Annotated in this window: 21 protein-coding genes and 1 pseudogene; 9 read left to right on the top strand and 13 right to left on the bottom strand. The window is 60.5% G+C overall.

What is annotated here, in order from left to right:
• The first annotated feature begins 119 nt into the window (after positions 1–119).
• Entirely contained in the window at positions 120–3,197 is a 3,078-nt protein-coding gene (locus ABD884_RS17365; protein ID WP_345054991.1) for a DEAD/DEAH box helicase, read from the top strand.
• A gap of 134 nt (positions 3,198–3,331) precedes the next feature.
• On the opposite strand, the gene ABD884_RS17360 is transcribed toward ABD884_RS17365, so the two are convergent.
• Complete coding sequence (locus ABD884_RS17360) at positions 3,332–3,760, bottom strand: HNH endonuclease signature motif containing protein (protein ID WP_345048505.1); 429 nt, start codon at positions 3,758–3,760, stop codon at positions 3,332–3,334.
• A gap of 385 nt (positions 3,761–4,145) precedes the next feature.
• Between ABD884_RS17360 and ABD884_RS17355 the strand changes: the two genes are divergently transcribed.
• Complete coding sequence (locus tag ABD884_RS17355; protein WP_345048503.1) at positions 4,146–4,322, top strand: hypothetical protein; 177 nt, start codon at positions 4,146–4,148, stop codon at positions 4,320–4,322.
• A gap of 71 nt (positions 4,323–4,393) precedes the next feature.
• Here ABD884_RS17355 and ABD884_RS17350 read toward each other — a convergent pair whose 3' ends face one another.
• From ABD884_RS17350 to ABD884_RS17330, 5 genes are all read right to left on the bottom strand, one after another.
• Positions 4,394–5,335, bottom strand: a complete 942-nt coding sequence (locus ABD884_RS17350) for a sporulation-delaying protein SdpB family protein (RefSeq protein WP_345048501.1) — start codon at positions 5,333–5,335, stop codon at positions 4,394–4,396.
• A gap of 2 nt (positions 5,336–5,337) precedes the next feature.
• Positions 5,338–5,850 (bottom strand): SdpA family antimicrobial peptide system protein, encoded by a 513-nt coding sequence (locus ABD884_RS17345; protein ID WP_345048498.1) that lies wholly within the window; start codon positions 5,848–5,850, stop codon positions 5,338–5,340.
• A gap of 91 nt (positions 5,851–5,941) precedes the next feature.
• On the bottom strand, positions 5,942–6,640 hold the full coding sequence (locus ABD884_RS26345; RefSeq protein ID WP_376954328.1) for a sporulation delaying protein family toxin: 699 nt from the start codon (positions 6,638–6,640) through the stop codon (positions 5,942–5,944).
• Between the two features lie 33 nt (positions 6,641–6,673).
• Positions 6,674–7,123, bottom strand: a complete 450-nt coding sequence (locus ABD884_RS17335; protein WP_345048493.1) for a hypothetical protein — start codon at positions 7,121–7,123, stop codon at positions 6,674–6,676.
• 40 nt (positions 7,124–7,163) lie between these two features.
• A complete protein-coding gene (locus ABD884_RS17330; RefSeq protein WP_345048491.1) occupies positions 7,164–7,295 on the bottom strand; it encodes a hypothetical protein in 132 nt (43 codons plus the stop codon).
• Between the two features lie 305 nt (positions 7,296–7,600).
• Here ABD884_RS17330 and ABD884_RS17325 point away from each other — a divergent pair, with 305 nt between their 5' ends.
• A complete protein-coding gene (locus ABD884_RS17325) occupies positions 7,601–8,002 on the top strand; it encodes a hypothetical protein (protein WP_345048490.1) in 402 nt (133 codons plus the stop codon).
• A 99-nt stretch (positions 8,003–8,101) separates the two neighbouring features.
• A complete protein-coding gene (locus tag ABD884_RS17320) occupies positions 8,102–8,362 on the top strand; it encodes a cation-transporting P-type ATPase (RefSeq protein WP_345048489.1) in 261 nt (86 codons plus the stop codon).
• 47 nt (positions 8,363–8,409) lie between these two features.
• Here ABD884_RS17320 and ABD884_RS17315 read toward each other — a convergent pair whose 3' ends face one another.
• From ABD884_RS17315 to ABD884_RS17305, 3 genes are all read right to left on the bottom strand, one after another.
• Complete coding sequence (locus ABD884_RS17315) at positions 8,410–8,640, bottom strand: hypothetical protein (protein WP_345048487.1); 231 nt, start codon at positions 8,638–8,640, stop codon at positions 8,410–8,412.
• Positions 8,641–8,662: 22 nt separating this feature from the next.
• Entirely contained in the window at positions 8,663–9,586 is a 924-nt protein-coding gene (locus ABD884_RS17310) for a hypothetical protein (protein WP_345048485.1), read from the bottom strand.
• 155 nt (positions 9,587–9,741) lie between these two features.
• The gene (locus ABD884_RS17305) at positions 9,742–9,891 is read right to left on the bottom strand and encodes a hypothetical protein (RefSeq protein ID WP_345048483.1); all 150 of its coding nucleotides are present in this window, start codon (positions 9,889–9,891) and stop codon (positions 9,742–9,744) included.
• Between the two features lie 268 nt (positions 9,892–10,159).
• Here ABD884_RS17305 and mgtA point away from each other — a divergent pair, with 268 nt between their 5' ends.
• On the top strand, positions 10,160–12,847 hold the full coding sequence (gene mgtA, locus ABD884_RS17300) for a magnesium-translocating P-type ATPase (RefSeq protein ID WP_345048481.1): 2,688 nt from the start codon (positions 10,160–10,162) through the stop codon (positions 12,845–12,847).
• A gap of 21 nt (positions 12,848–12,868) precedes the next feature.
• On the opposite strand, the pseudogene ABD884_RS26220 reads toward mgtA, so the two are convergent.
• From ABD884_RS26220 to ABD884_RS17290, 3 genes and pseudogenes are all read right to left on the bottom strand, one after another.
• Positions 12,869–12,988 (bottom strand): annotated as a pseudogene (locus ABD884_RS26220) (ANTAR domain-containing protein); the annotation flags it as partial.
• Positions 12,989–13,004: 16 nt separating this feature from the next.
• The gene (locus ABD884_RS17295; RefSeq protein ID WP_345048476.1) at positions 13,005–13,784 is read right to left on the bottom strand and encodes a GAF and ANTAR domain-containing protein; all 780 of its coding nucleotides are present in this window, start codon (positions 13,782–13,784) and stop codon (positions 13,005–13,007) included.
• The gene (locus ABD884_RS17290) at positions 13,781–14,236 is read right to left on the bottom strand and encodes a hypothetical protein (RefSeq protein WP_345048474.1); all 456 of its coding nucleotides are present in this window, start codon (positions 14,234–14,236) and stop codon (positions 13,781–13,783) included. Before ABD884_RS17290 ends, ABD884_RS17295 begins: the two co-directional genes overlap by 4 nt.
• 176 nt (positions 14,237–14,412) lie before the next feature.
• On the opposite strand from ABD884_RS17290, the gene ABD884_RS17285 reads away from it, so the two are divergent.
• Together ABD884_RS17285 and ABD884_RS17280 are read left to right on the top strand one after the other, a co-directional pair.
• Positions 14,413–14,814, top strand: a complete 402-nt coding sequence (locus tag ABD884_RS17285) for a hypothetical protein (protein WP_345048472.1) — start codon at positions 14,413–14,415, stop codon at positions 14,812–14,814.
• Entirely contained in the window at positions 14,814–14,993 is a 180-nt protein-coding gene (locus ABD884_RS17280) for a YegP family protein (RefSeq protein WP_345048470.1), read from the top strand. The genes ABD884_RS17285 and ABD884_RS17280 overlap by 1 nt, the downstream gene beginning before the upstream one ends.
• Before the next feature lie 55 nt (positions 14,994–15,048).
• Here the strand turns inward: ABD884_RS17280 and ABD884_RS17275 are convergent, their stop codons facing one another.
• The gene (locus ABD884_RS17275) at positions 15,049–16,302 is read right to left on the bottom strand and encodes an MFS transporter (RefSeq protein WP_345048468.1); all 1,254 of its coding nucleotides are present in this window, start codon (positions 16,300–16,302) and stop codon (positions 15,049–15,051) included.
• A gap of 85 nt (positions 16,303–16,387) precedes the next feature.
• Between ABD884_RS17275 and ABD884_RS17270 the strand changes: the two genes are divergently transcribed.
• The gene (locus ABD884_RS17270) at positions 16,388–16,894 is read left to right on the top strand and encodes a MarR family winged helix-turn-helix transcriptional regulator (protein ID WP_345048465.1); all 507 of its coding nucleotides are present in this window, start codon (positions 16,388–16,390) and stop codon (positions 16,892–16,894) included.
• 238 nt (positions 16,895–17,132) lie between these two features.
• Complete coding sequence (locus ABD884_RS17265) at positions 17,133–18,431, top strand: MFS transporter (protein WP_345048462.1); 1,299 nt, start codon at positions 17,133–17,135, stop codon at positions 18,429–18,431.
• The last annotated feature ends 1 nt before the right edge of the window (position 18,432 follow it).

The raw sequence follows: 18,432 nt of genomic DNA, 5'->3' as shown, positions 1-18,432 counted from the left end.
GGGTGTTGGTTATTGTCAGCTCTAGCAAATAGCCTGGCGCAGTGAATACATCCAATGGGGGATCGGCAATTGGACAATTGCCCGAAGGTCTATATGAACTGCTCAAAACCGAAAGGCTGATGACAAGCCTCTCAAACTTCCCTCAGCTAACGCCGAATTTTGGAACCGTCGACGACGAAGATAGTGCGGATGTACTGTCCCGCCACGTCGCCGACGCCGTCCGCCAAGCTCTGGCTGCAGTCCAACCCGCCGAGCGCGTGGCTCTCGCAAACACACTCCTTCAGGAAGTGCAGAGCGCGGATCGTATCTCACAGGGCCCCACCCAGCTCCGCTCCCTGCACCGCCCGGACGCACTGAAACGCCGGCAACTGCGCCGCCCCACCACGCCGCTATCAGACTCGGCCCTCCTAACCAATAGCAAAGACGACCCGAACCTCGCAGCCGAGCTCCGAACTGAGATTGAATCGGCCGATACGGTCGATCTCCTCTGCGCGTTTGTGCGCTGGACCGGCCTCCGATTGCTCCAGCCCGCACTCGAGCAACTGAAGGAACGCGGTGCTCGCCTGAGAGTCATCACCACCACGTACATGGGCGCAACCGAGCGCCGCGCGATCGACGAGCTGGTGACCCGGTACGGGGCCGAGGTGAAGATCAGCTACGAAACCCAGGCCACGCGCCTCCATGCGAAGGCCTGGCTATTCCGCAGGAACTCAGGATTCGATACCGCCTATGTCGGTAGCTCCAATCTCAGCCAAGCGGCCCTCCTCGATGGCCTCGAATGGAACGTCAGGCTTAGTTCCGTCGGAACGCCGGCACTCCTGAACAAGTTCCAAGTCACCTTCGACAGCTACTGGGCACAGCGGGCTTTTCAAAGCTACGACCCGGAGCGTGACGGAGAAAAGCTCGACGCCGCACTGGAGCGCAACGGCGGACGACGCACGGCAGCCCCGGAGGCAGTCACGGGCCTGGAAGTCCAGCCCTTCCTTCACCAGGAGGAGATGCTTGAAGACATCGAAGCCGAGCGGCTCAAGGGCTTCAACCACAACCTCGTCGTTGCAGCAACGGGCACCGGAAAGACGGTGATCGCCGCACTCGACTACAAAAGACTGTGCGAGGCCGCCGGCCGTGATCTGAAGCTGCTCTTCGTTGCGCATCGCCAGGAAATCCTCAAACAGGCGATGCGCACCTACCGTGACGTTATGCAGGACGGCGCTTTCGGTGAACTCTACGTCGGGGCACATAAACCGGAGGAGTGGAAGCACATCTTCGCGTCGGTACAGACCCTTTCGTCCCTCGGCATTGAACAGCTGGAACCGGACTTCTTCGACGTCGTGGTCATCGACGAATTCCACCACGCCATGGCGCCCACCTACCGCCGGTTACTGGACCACCTCCAACCGCAGCAGCTCCTCGGACTGACCGCGACGCCGGAACGCGGCGACGGAGTCGACGTCGCCAAACAGTTCTTCGACGGCCGAACGGCGTCGGAGCTGCGACTCTGGGACGCTCTCGACGCCGATCTGCTGGTGCCGTTCCACTATTTCGGCGTCTCGGACGACGTCGATTTGAGCCAACTGGACTGGAAGCGCGGCAATTACGATGCTGCCCAGCTGAACAACCTCTACACCGGCAACGACGCCCGCGCCGCCAAGGTGATCCGCGAACTTCGAGACAAAGTCACCAGCACCGACCAGATGCGGGCCATCGGGTTCTGCGTCTCGGTCCAGCACGCCCACTACATGGCCGAGGTCTTCAACCGTGCCGGGATCGCCTCCACTGCGGTCGACGGGAGCACCGACGACGCCGACCGGGCGGCGGCTCTAGAGCGGCTCCGTCGCCAGGAGATCAATTGCATCTTCGCCGTCGACCTCTTCAACGAAGGTCTGGATCTCCCGCAGGTGGACACCATCCTGATGCTCCGGCCTACGCAGAGCGCCACGATTTTCCTCCAGCAGCTGGGGCGCGGGCTGCGCCGTGCCGAGGGCAAGGCGGTGCTGACAGTTATGGATTTCATCGGCCAGCAACGCCGCGAGTTCCGCTTCGACCTGCGCTACCGGGCGCTGACTGGCTACGGGCGCAAGGAGCTGGAGAAGGCCGTCGAGCATGAGTTTCCGTATCTTCCCTCGGGGTCGCAGATCGTGTTAGATCGGGTGGCGCAGAAGTTGGTGCTGGACAACATCAAGGCACAGCTGCGGTTCAACCGGGCACAGCTTGTTCGGGACATCGCCTCGTATGCTGAGACCGAGCTGGAGGCGTACCTGAAGCACTCCGGGAACGACGTGAAGTCGATCTACCGGTCCACGAGGGATTCGTGGACTGGCTATCTTCGCCAGGCGGGGCTGATCGAGGGGTTCTCGCCGTTGGAGGCAGTCCTCAAGGGGAGGGTCCACGAACTCTCAGATGCCGACGAGAGAAGGCTCCTTGGCCGTATGGCAGCGCTCATCCACGTGGACGATCCGGAACGTGCACAGGCGTACTCGATGCTGGTAAGCCCCGACGCGCCCCGCTATGCCGCGCTCGGCATGCGGGAGCAGACTTTCGCGAGAATGCTGTTCTACACGCTTTGGGACGACGGCGGCGGTTTCCAGTCGTACGACGCTGGCCTGGACTATCTGCGCGGCTACCAGTTTGTGTGCAACGAGATTCGTCAGATCGTGAAGCTCGGGGTTGCGGCTTCCAAACATGCAGCTAAGGGGCTCGGAGCGGGGCTGCAGCACATTCCTCTCCTATCGCACGCGACCTACCGACGCGAGGAAATTCTGGCGGCCCTGCAGTACGGTTCGCTGGAGCTTGGCAAGAACGTTCAGCACCGGGAGGGAGTGGCCTGGTGCCCGGCGACGTCCACGGACACCTTCTTTGTCACGCTCAATAAGGACGACAAGAAGCATTCGGCGACAACGATGTACAAGGACTATGCGATCAGCCCGGAGCTGTTCCATTGGGAATCGCAGAACGCGACGTCACCCGGAAGCCCGACGGGTCGGCGGTACCTGGACAGGGCTTCGCACGGTTCGAAGATCCTGATTTTCACTCGCGAGACTTCAGAGGACGAGACAGGTCTGACAGTTCCGTACCAGTGCCTGGGCCAGGTTGACTACGTGCAGCATTCGGGTGAGAAACCGATCGCAATCACTTGGAAGCTGCACCGGCCGATGCCGGCTGATGTCTATGCGGCTGCGGCTGCGGTGGCGCAGTGACACCCGCAGTCGTGCAATTAGTTGGCTCCTTCGGTCGTGCTTGCAGGCAGGGCCGCGAGTGCGAACGTTGAAGGGACCTTTGCTCTTAGTTTCGGTAATCTGATTTGTACACGTTATGGCCGGGCTCCGACGTTTTAGGAGAGATTCTTGAACACGCTAGGCAGCCCCCTCCGTTCGCCCACCCTCACGAGTTCTCTCGCATTGACGTACCCGAGCCGCCGCCGTTCCAATCTCTTCTGCTGGCTCGGTGACGGTATCTGGGCACCCTTCGCACGGTTGCACCTGCTGCAGGCCGCAACGAAGTTCTGCAGCGACGTCGCACCGCCCTTCGACCACGGGTAGAAATGATCGCCGTGTTCCGCCGGGCGGGAGCAGCGGCCGGCGAAAGCCAGCCTCCATTTCGCACTGCCCGTTGGCCAGCGCCATCCCCTCCCGGCGTTGTTGGCGCGTGAAGCGACGCAGAGGGTCGCGCCGTCGCAGATCCCTACCGCGAATGATGACGGCAACGACAACGACGGCGATGATGAGCAAGCCCGGCGTCGAAGCCGCAGCAAGGATGGCATTGAACATCGGACGCATGACGTCGATAGCCGAAGTGGGTCGCTGGTTACTCCCAGGGCGCGCGACAGCGAGGATGCAGGCGGCAAAGAGCCAGATAACTGAGCCGAACATGACGAGTCGGAGCGTTTGCCGAGTCCAGTAGATGCGCTTCAATTCCAACATCGTGCCCCCAAGAGTCTCTCAATTCCGGGCCGCATGCGACGCGCCCGGTCCAGCCAGATCCTAGCTAAGAACTCAGCCTTACGGCAGATCTGGGGTGAGTATCTGTGGCACCGTCAGCGCGGCCCGTAAGTAGGGCACGGCCGGAACTGGCTAGTCTTTCTTTGGCGGAAACCAAGGACCCCTGGCTTGATGCCAAGGACGAAGAAAAGAAAGATGATGCTGAACATGAGTAGACTGGCGATTGTCGGGCTGGGTGTCCTTCCTGACGTGGCCCAGAAGGCGATCCACTGCGCGGCCCACAGCCCTCCCGCCGAGGTCGCAACAAGGTACAGCCGTCCTCGCAAAGTCCTTGGCCTCAGCAATCTATGTTTGACCAATAGTCCGGCTCCGATCTCCACCTAGAAATCGCAGCCGCTATGTCGGGCAGACTGACTGTGATTTCATCTTGAGGACAAATCACAGCGCCATGATCTTCAAAACGGTTTTCCTTCGGTAGGCTGCTCCTCTTTGACCGATCCTGAATCAGGCTTGTTGGCGATCAGTGAGAATCCCGAGCTGAATGCAACGCCGGCAAGAGGAAGGGTCAGAATGAGGTCGGCGGCGATCATGGCAAGAGCGAAACTCCACAATCCCATTAGGAACGCGATTCCGCCGTGGAAAAGTGCCGCTGATAGGAATAGAAATGGACGCCAAACGGCAGGCGTCAACAGCGTCACCGCAATGACGAACTCAAGAGCCAGAACCGACCACGTTAGCAAGCTAACTGTGGCTTCATTCTCAAGGAGCGGTGCCAATAGAGCTCTCACGGGATTGGAGAAGCCGAACACGCCTGAGGCTGTGTAATAGAGGTTGTTCCCGGTGGCCCACTCGGTCTGTGCGGTCTTTTCGATGCACGATTGCAAATACACGATCGATACCTGGATCTTGATGCCTATCAAGCAGGCGACGGCCCATCCGCACCGCCATCCTGCCGGGGGCGAGGAACCTGACCAGGACGACCAATGGTTCCGTCGAGAATCGGTTATGCAGATTGGTATTAATAGGAAGGTCAACACAACGGTGATCTGATCTCCTCCGTCGGGAATTGCGATCCCATTGAAAAGAGAGAACGAAATCCAGTAATGCAACAAAGAAGTGATCTGCGGAAGATACCCTGAGATGATTAATAGGAGTGCGGCAGCCGTGACTAATTTCGACAGTTCGAGATTGTCAGGTCCGAAGGCACAGAAGAGGTTGAATGCGTTAATTCCCTTGCACACCGGTTGGGGGCCGATTCCCCAAAGCGGCTGGAAGAGGCTGTCCGTTGGCGTCGCGCTCAGGGTGAGGAGACTCGCGAAGGCCAAAATAGCTCGGACCACTCCAATAACCGGCGACCAAGCAACAGGCTCGATTTGCCTGATTCGGGGTTGAAACATCCTCAGGAGCACGTGGCCGCCAAAGTCATCGCCTTCTGAGCTTGGAATCGAGCATCAGTCAGGTGTCGGTAGGCCCATGGAACGGGAGCGACCTCCACCACTTTCATCTGGCCACAGAGACTCGGTTCGGGCTTCTCATTGTGCACTTCGACGGCCGTCAATGGCGCGTCGAGACACGAATTAATGGTGGGACCACAGTTGTTCCAACTCTGGGAAGAAACTCGGTTGACGATATTTGCGAGTTCAACGGGCTGCCCACGGTCGAAGCGACCTACGCCGAAATAATTCTCGACCTTGACTGTCGGCAGTTGCATTATTTCCTGATGGCCGCCGACGCCATCATTCGCATAGACCAGCAGGAACGGATCCCGTGGAGACTTTGTGAAGAAGCCCCAGCCTTGGGGAACAGCCTTTGACAGATCTTCCCTAATTGCACCAGTACCCGGAAGGTGGAAAGTCGAATGGGGTGATACGGCGAAGATGGAATAGGCCAGGACGATGAGAACCAAGAACATCGGCGGCATCCTATGCAAATTAGGAAGAGGCCCTGGGCGGGGTCGCTGTCGGCGAGAGATAGACCCCATGCGGTTCAGTCCCACAAGGTCTCTACGTCGCGAGTGCCGTAGTCAATGCCGCTACAGTATCTTCGGTGGCTGCCCGATGCTCGTCCGTCGCAGCTACCGTCTGAATACTCGATGCTCCGCTGACATTCACTGACACTGACGCGTTGAACCAGCCAACTGCGTTAACTGCTCCGGCAACATTCACGACCCCCGCGTAATTGACCACGACTGCTCCGCTCCAAACCGCCACGGCGGCGACTGCGACGACCCATAGGCAGTTGCCGGATGCTCCGCCATCCTTGTTCACGGATGCTCCTTTGAAGTCATACTTTTCCCGCACGGTTTGAAGGACATCCGTGCTTGTGGCCGCCAGAGCGGATTCGACCTGGTAGGCGTCGCCGGAGGTTAGGTTCTTGTGGAGTGTTGAGAGGTATCCGGGTTGCGATTCTTCAAGAGTGTCAGCCACGACGTTAGCCATTTGCTGGATATCTGTTTCCTGGCTGGCATGTTTTTTCAGATATGTTTGAAAAGTTTGGCTTCGGACGTTCTCGCTGAGCCCGGCCACCTGATCTCCAGTGGCGAACCATATAGCCTGAAATAGGGAACGTGGCCTTGCTTCATCGTTCTTCTTGACGGATTGAATCGAATCAGATGGGTTGGGTGCCGCGAATACTGGTGTTCCGGCTGGCACGCTAGATAGCAGTAAGACCGAAATTAGGCCAGTGCTGAAGGCTTTCTTCATGATGTCTCCTTTCTCATTGGATAGTGCAGTTATTCACTTGCCGCTCATGTGATCGCGAATTGTTGACGCGACTTCCTCCGGATGTGCAGTTGAGATGATCCATCGCCGATTGACCGTTTCCAAGGAGATCGCTGGACCGCCCACCAGTACCCCTCGAGTTTTCTTTTCAAGGATGCGGATGCCGTATCCCTCTGAAAGGGATGTATCCCGGGCCGTAGTTACCGCCGAAACTTCTGAGATCGGAATCTCTGTTGAATAGAACGGCGCGCAGCGCACGACGATTTTCTCTTCAGCTGTCGCGATGGAGACGGTCATCCGAACAATCGTCCAGGTAACGGCAACGATGCCGGCGGCCACGAGGAGCCCGGGCAGGAGGATGCCCGCGGCCAAGGCAGACACGAGTAAAACTATGACTGAAGCACCCACAATTCCCCAGATCAAGCGCTGGGAACTACCCGCCAGCCGGGCCTGCGATATCACCATGTCTTCCCCCAGTGCTCCACCGTCACTTCGCCTGCTTCCTCTAGACGAACCACGTCGCAAGGCTCGCTCCAGCCGCGGTCACGGACAGCAACCCCATGGCCAGGTTGCTGAAGGACGCTATGACGGCGACGGCCAAGGAGGTGACTGCGGCTGAGAGAGTGAGAAATTTCATCAACAGCAAAATAAGCCCGACCGAGGGCGTCTACGTGTGCAATATGCCGGATCTCAGTGTCATTTCAGCAAAACTCCGTGCGAAACGAGCCAAACTCCGTGCGCTGTGGTGGGCTCCTCCGTGAAGCCGAGTCCGCCATCGTCCGTTTCCCACCGCGCGATAAACCCCAGCGTCCTGTATTCCGAAGGCCCGAATACGGTTAGGGTCCCGCTGCTTTCATTAGCAATCTGAACCGAATTATCGTCGAAGCAATAGACTTTGACTATTTGCAGTATTCTGGACGCCCGCCAGAGACGGAGGAAACTTTGAACAGATCAGCAAGCAGGGGATTGTTGTTCGGGGCTGGGTTCGGGTGTGCCTCTGCGCTGGCGGTACTGCTCTTGAACGGGTCTGGCGGCCCCGGATTGGCGATACTCAGCGGGCTCGGCGGGGCGATGGTAGGTGCTGTGTCGGGTTGCATCATTGCCGTATTGACCTTTTGGGCTTGTCGGCTGGGCAGAATTCGCGGTGACCTTGAAAAGGCTGTGGCCGCCGTGATTACCGGGGTCTCGACTTTGCTGATCCTTATGGCCTTGGCTTCGGTGTCAGATTCAAAGTGGCCGTGGTGGACCGACCTTGTTTCGGCGGGTGCAGCAGCTGCAATTGGTGGACTGGCCTGGACACGTGGAGGAAACAGGCGCACCCCGCAGACCGTTGACGAGAAGTAGGCCGCGCACCACAAGTCACGAACCCAAGCACCCACCCCCAAGCCGTACTCTTATCGAGGGGAGCAGACTCCCTCAGGCTTGCATTCGAACGGATACGGCATGTCAGATCTCAAACTCCAGGAGCGGCGTTCCATGCAGCTGCCGATCACCGAGGCCGCGTGCCTTCATCCGGACCAAGTGCTGGAACAACTGGGCTCCAGTCCAGCGGGCCTGACAAACCAAGAAGCCGCCGCGCGCCTAACGCAACTCGGCCCGGACGCCGTGCGCACGCACCGGGCCAACGGATGGGCGGTGTTGGGCTGGCTGTTCGCGAATTCCGCGCCGAACGAAGGGCCGGAAAACCCGCCCAACCATGCCTAATTGCGAAGAGCCAGCGGATTACTCTGGAGTGGCGCCACTGAAAGACCCTAAAGAGAGCCGCTTTGGCGGGCCTTTCCTGACCGGTAACGGTGAATTGCCGGGACGCCAAGAAAAATGTAGGCGAAAGCTATGACCGGGTACCCGGTCCACAGCGGTCCAAGCAACTCGCGAACGGGGCCAATGAAAATCATGGCCACGCCCAAGAGCACGATTGCGAGTGTCAGCAAGCCGCTCCAACCGTGAAGCATCACGTGGCGGGATTGTTCTGCAGTGATCATTTCTCGGCTCCTAGGCCACTGTTTACCTGCAATTGCTGCCATTGTAGATGACAGGGAAGGAAACCTGACCAGCAAACCGAGGTGTTCGGATGCCCACGCATTCGCCTTGGTTATGAGCTTGCGACGCAGTAATTGTGACAGCACCTCCGATGGCCCCGCACAGCACGGCCATTCCCGGATTCAGCAGCCCGCACCCGATGGAGATGACCCCTGTTGCCTGCCATCCATTGTCCGCGATGGTCTTGGTTTCGGATTTATTGAATTCCGTTGTGCAGAACCAGGAGTCGCAGGCCGTCTGTGGGTCGGCAACCACCGGGAAGGTCGCTCCCTGCAAATTGACGTCCTGTAGGAGGATGTTTCCTTTGATTGAGTATGACGTTGGCAGTTTCTTGCCAGTGGCATCCACAGCCCAGGCTGGGAGTATCGCGTTGACCAGTGTGCCGTCGGCGGAGTAGACCGCGACACCACCATTGCTCCGCGGCTCGAGGACTGCTGGAGCTCCGTTAATCAGGAATTCGTATTCGAAGCTGCTTTTATTGGTAGAATTGATGATTGTATAGCCCGCGAGCCGACCGTCCACGGAACCTGCCGCGTAGTTGTAGTCCGAAGTTTTTGACCCGAATACGGTCAGGGTCCCGCTGCCGGCCTCGGCTTCCCGAACCGAATCATCGCGGAAGCGGATCTGCAGCGTGGCACCCGACAGATCGGCTTCCGTGCCTCGATCAACAAGACGAACTGAGCGCTCCTGAAACGACTGCGAGTCGACTTCGAGTTTCCCTTGGAAAGATGAGCGAGCTGCCGAGCTCAGGTTTGAGTTTGAGTGCGCGATCTCGGAATGCTGGACGGCTCGTTCCAAAGCACTGAGCGCTCTCGCCGATTGATCCGAAGGCAGCTCGGCCGCCGTGGAAGGAAGAGCGGAACCCAAAAGCCCTGCAGCTACAAGCATCGCGGTCGATGGCAGTTTTCCCCTGAACTTCATTTCGTTCCCCCAAATGGCTCGAATTGATTCATATTTTTTAGATAGTGCAGTTGTTCATCTTGTTTGGAACTACCCGCCAGCCGCGCCTGCGATATCACCACGTCTTCCCCAGTGCTCCACTGTCACTTCGCCTGCTTCCTGTAGACGAACCACCTCGCAAGGCTTGCTCCAGCCGCGGTCACGGACAGCACCCCCATAGCCAGGTTGCTGAAGGACGCGATGACGGCGACGAGCAAGGAGGTGACTGCCGCGGAGAGAGTGAGTAGTTTCATCAACAGCAAAATAAGACCAACTCATCACGTCTAAGTGTGCGATATGCCCGATCTCAGTGGCATTCGATCGAAACTCCGTACGAATGGAAGCAAACTCAGTGCTCACAGGCGAGCTCCTCCGTAAAGCCGAGTCCGCCGTCGCCCGCTCCCAGCCACCCCCGTAACCCAAGCAACGACACCCTTTCGCACGCCCCAAGCACCCACCCCCAAGCCGTACTCTTATCCAGGGGAGCAGACTCCCTCAGGCTTGCATTCGAACGGATACGGCATGTCAGATCTCAAACTCCAGGAGCGGCACTCCACACAGCTGCCAATCACCGAGGCCGCGTGCCTTCAGCCGGACCAAGTACTGGATCACCTGGGCTCCAGCCCAGCCGGCCTGACAAACGAAGAAGCCTCGGAACGCCTGGCAGAACTCGGCCCGAACGCCGTGCGGACGCACCGGGCCAACGGTTGGGCGGTGTTGGGCCGGCAGTTCGCCAGCCCCATCCTGATCCTGCTGATCATCACCGCCGGGCTGTCCCTCTTCCTGGGCGATGCCACGAACTCGATCGTGATCGGCGTCATCCTCCTGGTCAGCGTGGGCTTGGGCTTCACCAACGAATTCCGCGCCGAACGCGCTTCCGAAGCCTTGCATTCCCGGGTGACTCACCGCGCCGTCGTGCTCCGCGACGGAACCACGCAGGACGTGAACGTCACAGACCTGGTGCCCGGCGACGTCGTACACCTGAGTCTGGGCGCGATCGTTCCCGCCGACATCCGCCTCCTGAGCACCAAAAACCTCCTCTGCGACGAAAGCATCCTGACGGGGGAGTCCCTACCCGCCGGCAAGGATCCCGCGCCGGTGGCGTACGGAGCGGCGCTGGGCGACCTCGCATCCTGCGTCTTCATGGGAACCGTCATCCAATCCGGCGGCTGCACCGGCGTAGTGGTGGCCACCGGCGGCCGCGCTGAATTCGGCCGGATTGCGCTGGGCCTGGGAGAACGGCAGCCCCAAACCGAATTCCAGCTCGGACTGAAACGGTTCTCCTTCCTTCTTCTACAGGTGGCCATCGCGCTCACCACGCTGATCTTCATCGCGAACCTCCTGCTGCACCGCCCGCTGATCGAGTCGCTGCTGTTCTCCCTGGCAATCGCCGTCGGCATCACGCCGCAGCTGCTGCCCGCCGTCGTAAGCACCAGCCTCGCCACCGGCACCCGCCAACTGGCCCGCCGCAAAGTCCTCGTCAAACGACTCGTCTGCATCGAGGACCTCGGCGACATGGACATCCTGGTCACCGACAAAACCGGCACCCTCACCGAGGGGCGCATCAGCTTCACCGGCGCGCTGCCCGCCTCACCGGGCGTGTCCGACGTCGAACTCCTCACCCTGGGCCTGCTGGCCACCGAAACCGACTACGCCGAAGCCAAAAAATCCACGGCCGGGCAGAACCCGCTGGACGCCGCACTGTGGGAAAGCGGCGGCGCCGCCTTCGATCCCGCCCGCTTTGAACGCCTCGACCTGATTGACTTTGACCACCAGCGCCGGCGCACCAGCGTGCTGGTGCGCGAAGACGGCCGCCCGGCACGGCTGGTCACCAAAGGCGCCCCGGAAAACATCCTCGCCCTCTGCGGGCCAACCTCGCCTAGCGTGCAGGCCTTGCTGGATGAACAGTTCGACGCCGGATCGCGGGTGGTGGCGGTAGCAACCCGCCCAGCCGCGGGGCTCAGCAGCATCACGCCCGACGACGAAAAAGGGCTCGTCCTGGCGGGTTTCCTCGTCTTCCTCGACCGGCCCAAGGCAAACGCGAAAGCGTCCCTGGACCAGCTTGCCGCGCTGGGTATCGCCGTGAAGATCGCCACCGGGGACAACGCCAAAGTCGCCGAAAAAGTGTGTTCCGAACTCGGCGTGATTTCGGGCGGAACCCTCACCGGCGCGGACGTTGACGCACTGTCCGATGCCGAGCTGGCCGCCACCGCCCGGAAAGCCACCATCTTCGCCCGCGTCTCGCCCGAGCAAAAGGCTCGCATCATCAGCTTGCTGCGCCAGAGCGGCGGGGCAGTGGGCTTCATGGGCGACGGCGTCAACGACGCCCTTGCCCTTCACAAAGCGGACATCGGGATCTCCGTGGACAGCGCTACCGACGTCGCCAAGGACGCGGCCGACATTGTGCTTTTGGAAAAGGACCTCGGCGTGCTGGCCGAAGGCGTGATGGAGGGCCGGAGGATCTTCGCGAACACCATCAAATACGTGCTCATGGGAACGTCGAGCAACTTCGGCAACATGTTTAGCGCGGCCACGGCGTCCGTGGTGCTGAGCTTCCTGCCCATGCTGCCGGGACAGATCCTGCTCAACAACCTGCTGTACGACAGCGGCCAGTTGGCCATCCCGGGCGACCGCGTGGACAAGGAACAACTGCTGGCACCATCGCATTGGAACATCGCCTTCATCCGACGCTTCATGTTCCTTTTCGGGCCGATCAGCTCAGTCTTCGATTTTGCGACCTTCGGGCTCATGCTGTTCGTCTTCAACGCGGTCCCGGGGGAGTTCCGGGCGGGTTGGTTCATCGAATCCATTGCGACGCAGACCCTCATCATTTTCGCTATCAGGACCCGGCGGGTTCCATTCTTGCGCAGCCGGCCATCGCTTGGCCTGCTGAGTGCATCTTTGGGAGTGGTAGCCGCGGGTATCTTCCTGCCGTTGTCACCGCTGGCCGGGCTGCTGGGCTTCGATCCTTTGCCCGTGCCGTTCTTCCTGGCACTACTGGGAATGGTGGTCTTGTACATGGTCCTGGTGGAACTCGCCAAGAGCTGGTTCTTCTCCCGGACGGCGCAGCAAGCACCACCCCTCACGGCGCCGGTCCGCCGTCGTCTGGATACCCACCACATCTCCCGCCGCGCTGCGCGCTTCAGCGTGCCGATCGTCGCGGTTGTCCCGGGGAGTCCAGTTCGCAGGCGACGGAAGGCAGCGGCCTAGGATTCCGACGACGAGATCGGCACTGATCTGACCCAATGTGCTGTTCTGCCGCCGGCTCTGGCGCATCAGTTCAGCAAAGGCCATGTCAACGGTCAGTGAGTGGCGCTGCATCAGTACGCGGCAGGCCCGGGCCCAGGTCATATTGATGGCACGGGCACTATTCGTCGAAGTATGCTGCTGAGTCTGTCTCGCCCGAAACCGAGGCGATGACGGTTGCGGCTATATCCCTGAGTTTGACGTTTCGACTGTTCGACGCCCGGGTCAACACCTTGATAGCAGTATCGCGTCCGCATCGATTTTGCGCCATGACAATGCCGACAGCCGTATCGATCGTCGAACGGGACTGCATGGCCGTCGTGAGATCGTCCCGGGCGTGACGCAGCTGGGAGATCGTCAATGCCAGGCACAGCGACTTGGACGCACTGTCGGCAAATTCTTCTGCGGCAGTAATATCCGGAGCCGAAAACCCGCGCCGGGCGGTTGAGTAGAACTTCATGACGGCTTCGGCTTCACCAACCACGTCAAGCGGCACAGCCAGGATCGATCCAATGCCGTTCTGCCAAACAACCTCCACATAGTCACGCCACCGTCTTTCATTGCGGGTATCGGCTACAAGAATCACCGAATGGCTCCGGAAGGCCGTGAGGCAAGGACCATCGCTGAAATCAATCTGCAATTCATCGAGCGCATGCACTCTTTCATCGCTGCCAGCAGTGGCAACCCCGTTCTTCCTCGTCTTGAGGGCGACCCCGCAGGAGACATCGTTGGAGGCAGTTGAAAGAGCGGCCGCAGCCAAGGTAGCCAAGTGAGCGAGGAAGTCCTCAACGCCGACGCACTCCAAGACAAGATCCTGGAGTGTGGTGCCAAGGTCCTGCTTCGGGTGAGCGACCCTTCCAGTCAACGCGTTGTGGGCTTGCCACGGCTCTGAAGTGGTCACGAGTCTGCCATCCTCTCGGTATCCAATTCCTGCATCGCCAACGCCAGGAGATTCATTTGGGATGGCGGGCAATTCAAGGCCGCCCGCGACGATGAGTCTGTTTGGATGGGTACTGCCAGCGCGTATTGCTTTTCGTCCAATCGCTGCGCCGCAGCGGTGCTGCTGGCCACCGTTGAAGGGCCCTCGTCCAACTCGACTGTGATGGCGCACAACAGAGGCTCCCGGCCGTCCAGCATCGATGCCGAAATGGTGGCCGGGCCCAGGAGAAATTCGGTGAAACCCGGACTTTCAAGCAGAAGATCCTGCAATTGTTCTGTGGTGGGTACTGCGTCGTTGCTGGCCATGCAGCCTCGATTCCAAGGGGTGCCCAGGATTCCCGCCTTGAGCCTCAGGCCATGCTTGTTCGCACGCTGCACCGCCCTGATATTTAATCCCCGGATCCGAACGACCATCCCGAAATCTCCTAAGCCGACATTACGCCCTCGCGGGAACTTTGCACGCAGGGCGTCCACCGGTCCGCTTACTCGTCGAAACAAAGACGCAAAGATTGACATGACGTAAGTCACATTCTATATGCTGGTATCAGTCAAGCAGCTGGCTTTCTCGATTTCGAATGAGGAAGTCCGTCATGGCACCGATTCAACGCAACCACCCCCGCTTTCATGGTCTGAGGGCCGGCCACCTCGATGTTCGTGCTGCACAGCGCGGCGCAAAGTGGACACAGGACCCCGCCAGCGAACCGTGGCGGGGGTACCTACCCCGGCAAAGCGCGATTCAAGAACTATTTCGGCGGTGGCCATCCGTGCCTTCACGCGAACTGGAACGCATCCGTCGCGTGCTGCTTCACTGCGACGAACTAGCCCACCCGGCCGCAACTCACCGACTCTCCGAACCGGCCCGGGCGTTGCTTGACCTCGTGACGGGCGAGCTGGAGCGGCGGCGCGAAGGAAATCATCAACCGTCCAGCACTACTCCGGTGGGTGGACTGTCCAAGCGTTCCCCCGGACGCCGTCATGGAGAACTTCTCTGATGGCGGGACATTTTGAAGTGTTCACTGACAACGGCGGCAGCTGCAGGGTAAGGCTTGTTGACAACTTCGGAAAAGTGCTTGCGTTCTCCGCCCCCTTCCGCGACACCGACGCTGCAGCCCGTGCGATCTACACCTTCCGTGAAATCGCGGCGAGCGGACTGGTTGAAGACCACACTTAGGTTCTGAGCCGCTCCACCCCTATCGGCGCGGTCAGATGTGATGCCTTGCAGGTCCCTATTCGCCGGCGGTGATGGCGGCGGCTTCGAATTCGCCCGTCTCGTGGACGGGGTGATCGGCCGGGGTGAGGATGCGGCGGAAGACGGCCAACAGGAGGGCGCCGACGACGGCGGTTGCGGCAGCGAAGAGGAACGGTACTCCCGTACCGAGGACGGCGAGCCCGGTGCCCACGGGGGCGCCGATCGCGCCGCCGAAGAAGCGGATCCCGGAGTATGCGGAGGAGGCGACCGCACGGGGCAGGTTGCTGGCCTCCATGACTGCTTCGGTCAGCACAGTGTTCGCGGCGCCGATCTCAAAGCCGAGCAAGACGACGCATACGACCAGCCAAGGAGTACTCCCGGCTAATTGGGAGGCCGCGATGTGGGTGGCGGCAAAGACGACGAGAGTGGCAGCGAGCACACGGATCGGGGAGAACCGATGGGTCAGGCGCGGTGCGATGACAACGCTGGTCAACGCCAAGCCGATGCCGAAGCCGGTCATGACCAGACCGATGCCGACCGCTGACATTCCGAGCGGATACGGGACGTAGGCCAGGGTGACGAAAAACGAGGAGTTGTAGAAGAACGCCACGATACTCAGCACCAGGATGGACGGGGTTGCGAGGGCCTTGAACGGTGCTGTGACATGGCTTTTCTCCGCTGGCTTGCCTGAACCACGGACGAAGACCAGGAGTGCGACAAACCCGATCGCCAGCAGCGTGGCCGTGCCCCAGAACGGGACCATCCATGAAATATCGCCGAGTAGACCGCCAACGAGCGGACCGACGGCCAGACCAAGGCCGAGGGCGGCCTCGTAGAGAATGACGGCCTGTCCTGCGGTCCCGCCGCTGGCCGAAATGATGGAGGCAAGTGCGGTGGATAGGAACAGCGCGTTGCCCAGCCCCCAGAGCGCTCGGAAAGCGATGATGCCGCCAATGTCCGATGACAGGGCGCAGCCGACGGCCGCGGCGGCGATGACCGCGAGACCGATCAACATGGTGCTGCGCGTTCCGATGCGGGAGGAGAGCCAGCTTGTGAAGAACATGACCACGGCCGTGACGACCAGATAGCTGGTGAAGAGAAATGAGGTCTGCGTTGGTGTGGCGTTCATCGCTTGGGAGATCGTGGGCAGGATCGGCCCCACCAGCCCGATGCCCATGAAGGTCACCATCGACGCGAATGCCACCGCCCACACGGCCGGGGGTTGGCGGAACAGCGATGATTTCACCGCCCCGGCTTCCGTCAATACCTTGCCATTTGCGGGTAGGGCCATGGGAGTTCTCCAATCAAAAGGATGGGCTGTCTCAATAGTATACTAGTAAACTACTAGTAAATTACGCGTATCCTATAATGGAGGAGTGACTACTTCCGAATACCAGGACAGCGACTTCATCACTCGGCTCAGGGCCAGCTGGAAGCGGGCGATGCCGCGACTCGATACGACCTCCATTGAACTGGTGGGACGCATCAACCGCATTGCTTCCCAGTCGATCCAGCAGCTTGACCGCGTTCTTGCCCCAAGTGGAGTGTCGCGCTCGGAGTTCGATGTGCTCTGCGCCTTGGCCCGCAGTGAGCGGCCCTTGCGCGCCAATGAGGTCACCGCGCAGACCATGCTTAGCGGCGCGGCAACAACCAAGCTGACGGCGCGTCTGCAGGCGGTCGGTCTGATCAGCCGGGAACGTCTTGAACGCGACGGGCGGGGCGTCCTGCTGGAACTGACCCCCGCCGGTAGAAGCCTCGTGGAGACGCAGTTCCCCCGCTGCCTGGAGGCTGATCAACAACTGCTGCAAGGCCTGAGTAACGACGAGCAAGCTGCGTTGGCCACACTACTGCGCAGGGTCTCCGAAAACGCAGAGCGGGCCTAACCGACTGGGGGCGGGAGGTTCGCGGCGGGGATTGCCTTGGGCGGCAGCACCGCCGTCGGGCGTGGGGAGTGTTGCTATCCGGCGCCCCATCTGCTGGCAACGAGACGGACCTCACCTTCTTAATGTAGATGCAATGTAATTTACCGGTGAAGTAGCTGATATATTTTACTGGTAAATAAGTTTGGCCTTCGCAGGCAACCCTCCCAGGCCACTTTCAAGAATCGAAGGCGTCTGTGAAATGACTGCAACAACTACCTCTCCGGCTACCCCGTCCCAAGACGACGGGGCGGACCGCCCTCCCGTCAGCCTGTGGCGCGGGCGCGTCGGGTTGATCGTCGGCATCGTGCTGCTGGGCATCACCCTGCGTTACGCGATTACCGGCATGTCACCATTGCTGACCACCCTCCGGACCGAAATGGGCATTGGCGTTGCCGGTGCAAGCTTCCTTGGAATGCTGCCCACCCTCAGCTTCGGAACCGCCGGCTTCCTGGCGCCGGTGCTGATCCGCCGCTGGAGCCCGGAGCTGACCGCCGCGCTGGCGATGCTCCTGGCCGCAGCCGGAACCGCCGGACGTGCCATGACCCACAACGTTCCGCTCTTCTTTGTCCTCAGCGCCGTTGCACTGTTCGGTATGGGCTTCGGCAACGTCGTAGGCGCACCTCTTGTGAAGAAGTACTTCCCTGATCGCCAGGCGTCGATGCTGACCGTCTTCGCACTGCTGATGCAAGCCGGTGCCAGCCTGCCCGCGATGACGGCGGTCCCGATCGCGGATGCCGCCGGCTGGCGGATCTCGATCGCTTCCTGGTCGATTTTGTCGCTGCTCGCGGCGCTGCCATGGATCGTGCAACTGGTCAAGGCAGGCAAGAAGAAGTCCGCCGCATCCGTGGCTCCGGGATCGTCAGCAGGCGCAACCGGATTGAATCTGGGCGTAGGCCAGCTCATCAAGAGCCCCATCGCCGTCGGCACGGCGCTGTTCTACGCCATGGCGTCGCTGAACACCTACGGCATGCTTGCCTGGATGCCCACCATCTTCCAGTCCGGCGGCATGAATCAGGCTGCCGCTGCCGCTGCCTTCTCGGTGTTCACGTTCCTCACCCTGCCGATGGCGCTCATCACCCCGATCCTGGCAACCAAGCTGAAGAACGTCACGCCGATCGCGATCGTCCTGGCCCTGGTATTCCCCGTCGGTTATATCGGCATGATCACCGCCCCGAACCTGGCGTTGCTCTGGGCCTTCATCATGGGCATCGGAGGTGGCGCTTTCCCGCTGGCCATCACCATGTTCAACAAGCGCACCCGGACCGCACAGGGCTCTGCCGCCATCGCCGGCTTCGCCATGGGCATCGGCTACCTGTTCGGCACCCTCGGCCCCCTGCTGGGCGGTGCACTCTTCTCGGCGACGGGCAGCTGGACTGCGGCGCTGATTGTCTTCGCCTTCACGAGCATTCTGGCCGTGATCGGCGGCGCGTTGATGACCCGGGGCACCAAATCCCTGGAAGACAAGTTCACCCCCAACGATGCAAAGGAAGAAAACTAAA

Source organism: Arthrobacter methylotrophus, from assembly GCF_039539965.1.
Classification (GTDB): Bacteria; Actinomycetota; Actinomycetes; order Actinomycetales; family Micrococcaceae; genus Arthrobacter; species Arthrobacter methylotrophus.
This window is presented reverse-complemented; position numbering and strand designations above follow the sequence as displayed.

Excerpts from the sequence above, each read along its gene's own strand:
- ABD884_RS17280 (WP_345048470.1), top strand. The coding sequence starts at position 14,814 with ATGGCGGGACATTTTGAAGTGTTCACTGACAACGGCGGCAGCTGCAGG.
- ABD884_RS17285 (WP_345048472.1), top strand. The coding sequence starts at position 14,413 with ATGGCACCGATTCAACGCAACCACCCCCGCTTTCATGGTCTGAGGGCC.
- ABD884_RS17350 (WP_345048501.1), bottom strand. The coding sequence starts at position 5,335 with ATGTTTCAACCCCGAATCAGGCAAATCGAGCCTGTTGCTTGGTCGCCG.
- ABD884_RS17335 (WP_345048493.1), bottom strand. The coding sequence starts at position 7,123 with ATGGTGATATCGCAGGCCCGGCTGGCGGGTAGTTCCCAGCGCTTGATC.
- ABD884_RS17315 (WP_345048487.1), bottom strand. The coding sequence starts at position 8,640 with ATGATCACTGCAGAACAATCCCGCCACGTGATGCTTCACGGTTGGAGC.
- ABD884_RS17290 (WP_345048474.1), bottom strand. The coding sequence starts at position 14,236 with ATGGTCGTTCGGATCCGGGGATTAAATATCAGGGCGGTGCAGCGTGCG.
- ABD884_RS17320 (WP_345048489.1), top strand. The coding sequence starts at position 8,102 with ATGTCAGATCTCAAACTCCAGGAGCGGCGTTCCATGCAGCTGCCGATC.
- ABD884_RS26345 (WP_376954328.1), bottom strand. The coding sequence starts at position 6,640 with ATGAAGAAAGCCTTCAGCACTGGCCTAATTTCGGTCTTACTGCTATCT.
- ABD884_RS17355 (WP_345048503.1), top strand. The coding sequence starts at position 4,146 with ATGAGTAGACTGGCGATTGTCGGGCTGGGTGTCCTTCCTGACGTGGCC.
- ABD884_RS17345 (WP_345048498.1), bottom strand. The coding sequence starts at position 5,850 with ATGTTCTTGGTTCTCATCGTCCTGGCCTATTCCATCTTCGCCGTATCA.
- ABD884_RS17275 (WP_345048468.1), bottom strand. The coding sequence starts at position 16,302 with ATGGCCCTACCCGCAAATGGCAAGGTATTGACGGAAGCCGGGGCGGTG.
- ABD884_RS17360 (WP_345048505.1), bottom strand. The coding sequence starts at position 3,760 with ATGCCATCCTTGCTGCGGCTTCGACGCCGGGCTTGCTCATCATCGCCG.
- ABD884_RS17265 (WP_345048462.1), top strand. The coding sequence starts at position 17,133 with ATGACTGCAACAACTACCTCTCCGGCTACCCCGTCCCAAGACGACGGG.
- mgtA (WP_345048481.1), top strand. The coding sequence starts at position 10,160 with ATGTCAGATCTCAAACTCCAGGAGCGGCACTCCACACAGCTGCCAATC.
- ABD884_RS17305 (WP_345048483.1), bottom strand. The coding sequence starts at position 9,891 with ATGAAACTACTCACTCTCTCCGCGGCAGTCACCTCCTTGCTCGTCGCC.
- ABD884_RS17330 (WP_345048491.1), bottom strand. The coding sequence starts at position 7,295 with ATGAAATTTCTCACTCTCTCAGCCGCAGTCACCTCCTTGGCCGTCGCC.
- ABD884_RS17365 (WP_345054991.1), top strand. The coding sequence starts at position 120 with ATGACAAGCCTCTCAAACTTCCCTCAGCTAACGCCGAATTTTGGAACC.
- ABD884_RS17310 (WP_345048485.1), bottom strand. The coding sequence starts at position 9,586 with ATGCTTGTAGCTGCAGGGCTTTTGGGTTCCGCTCTTCCTTCCACGGCG.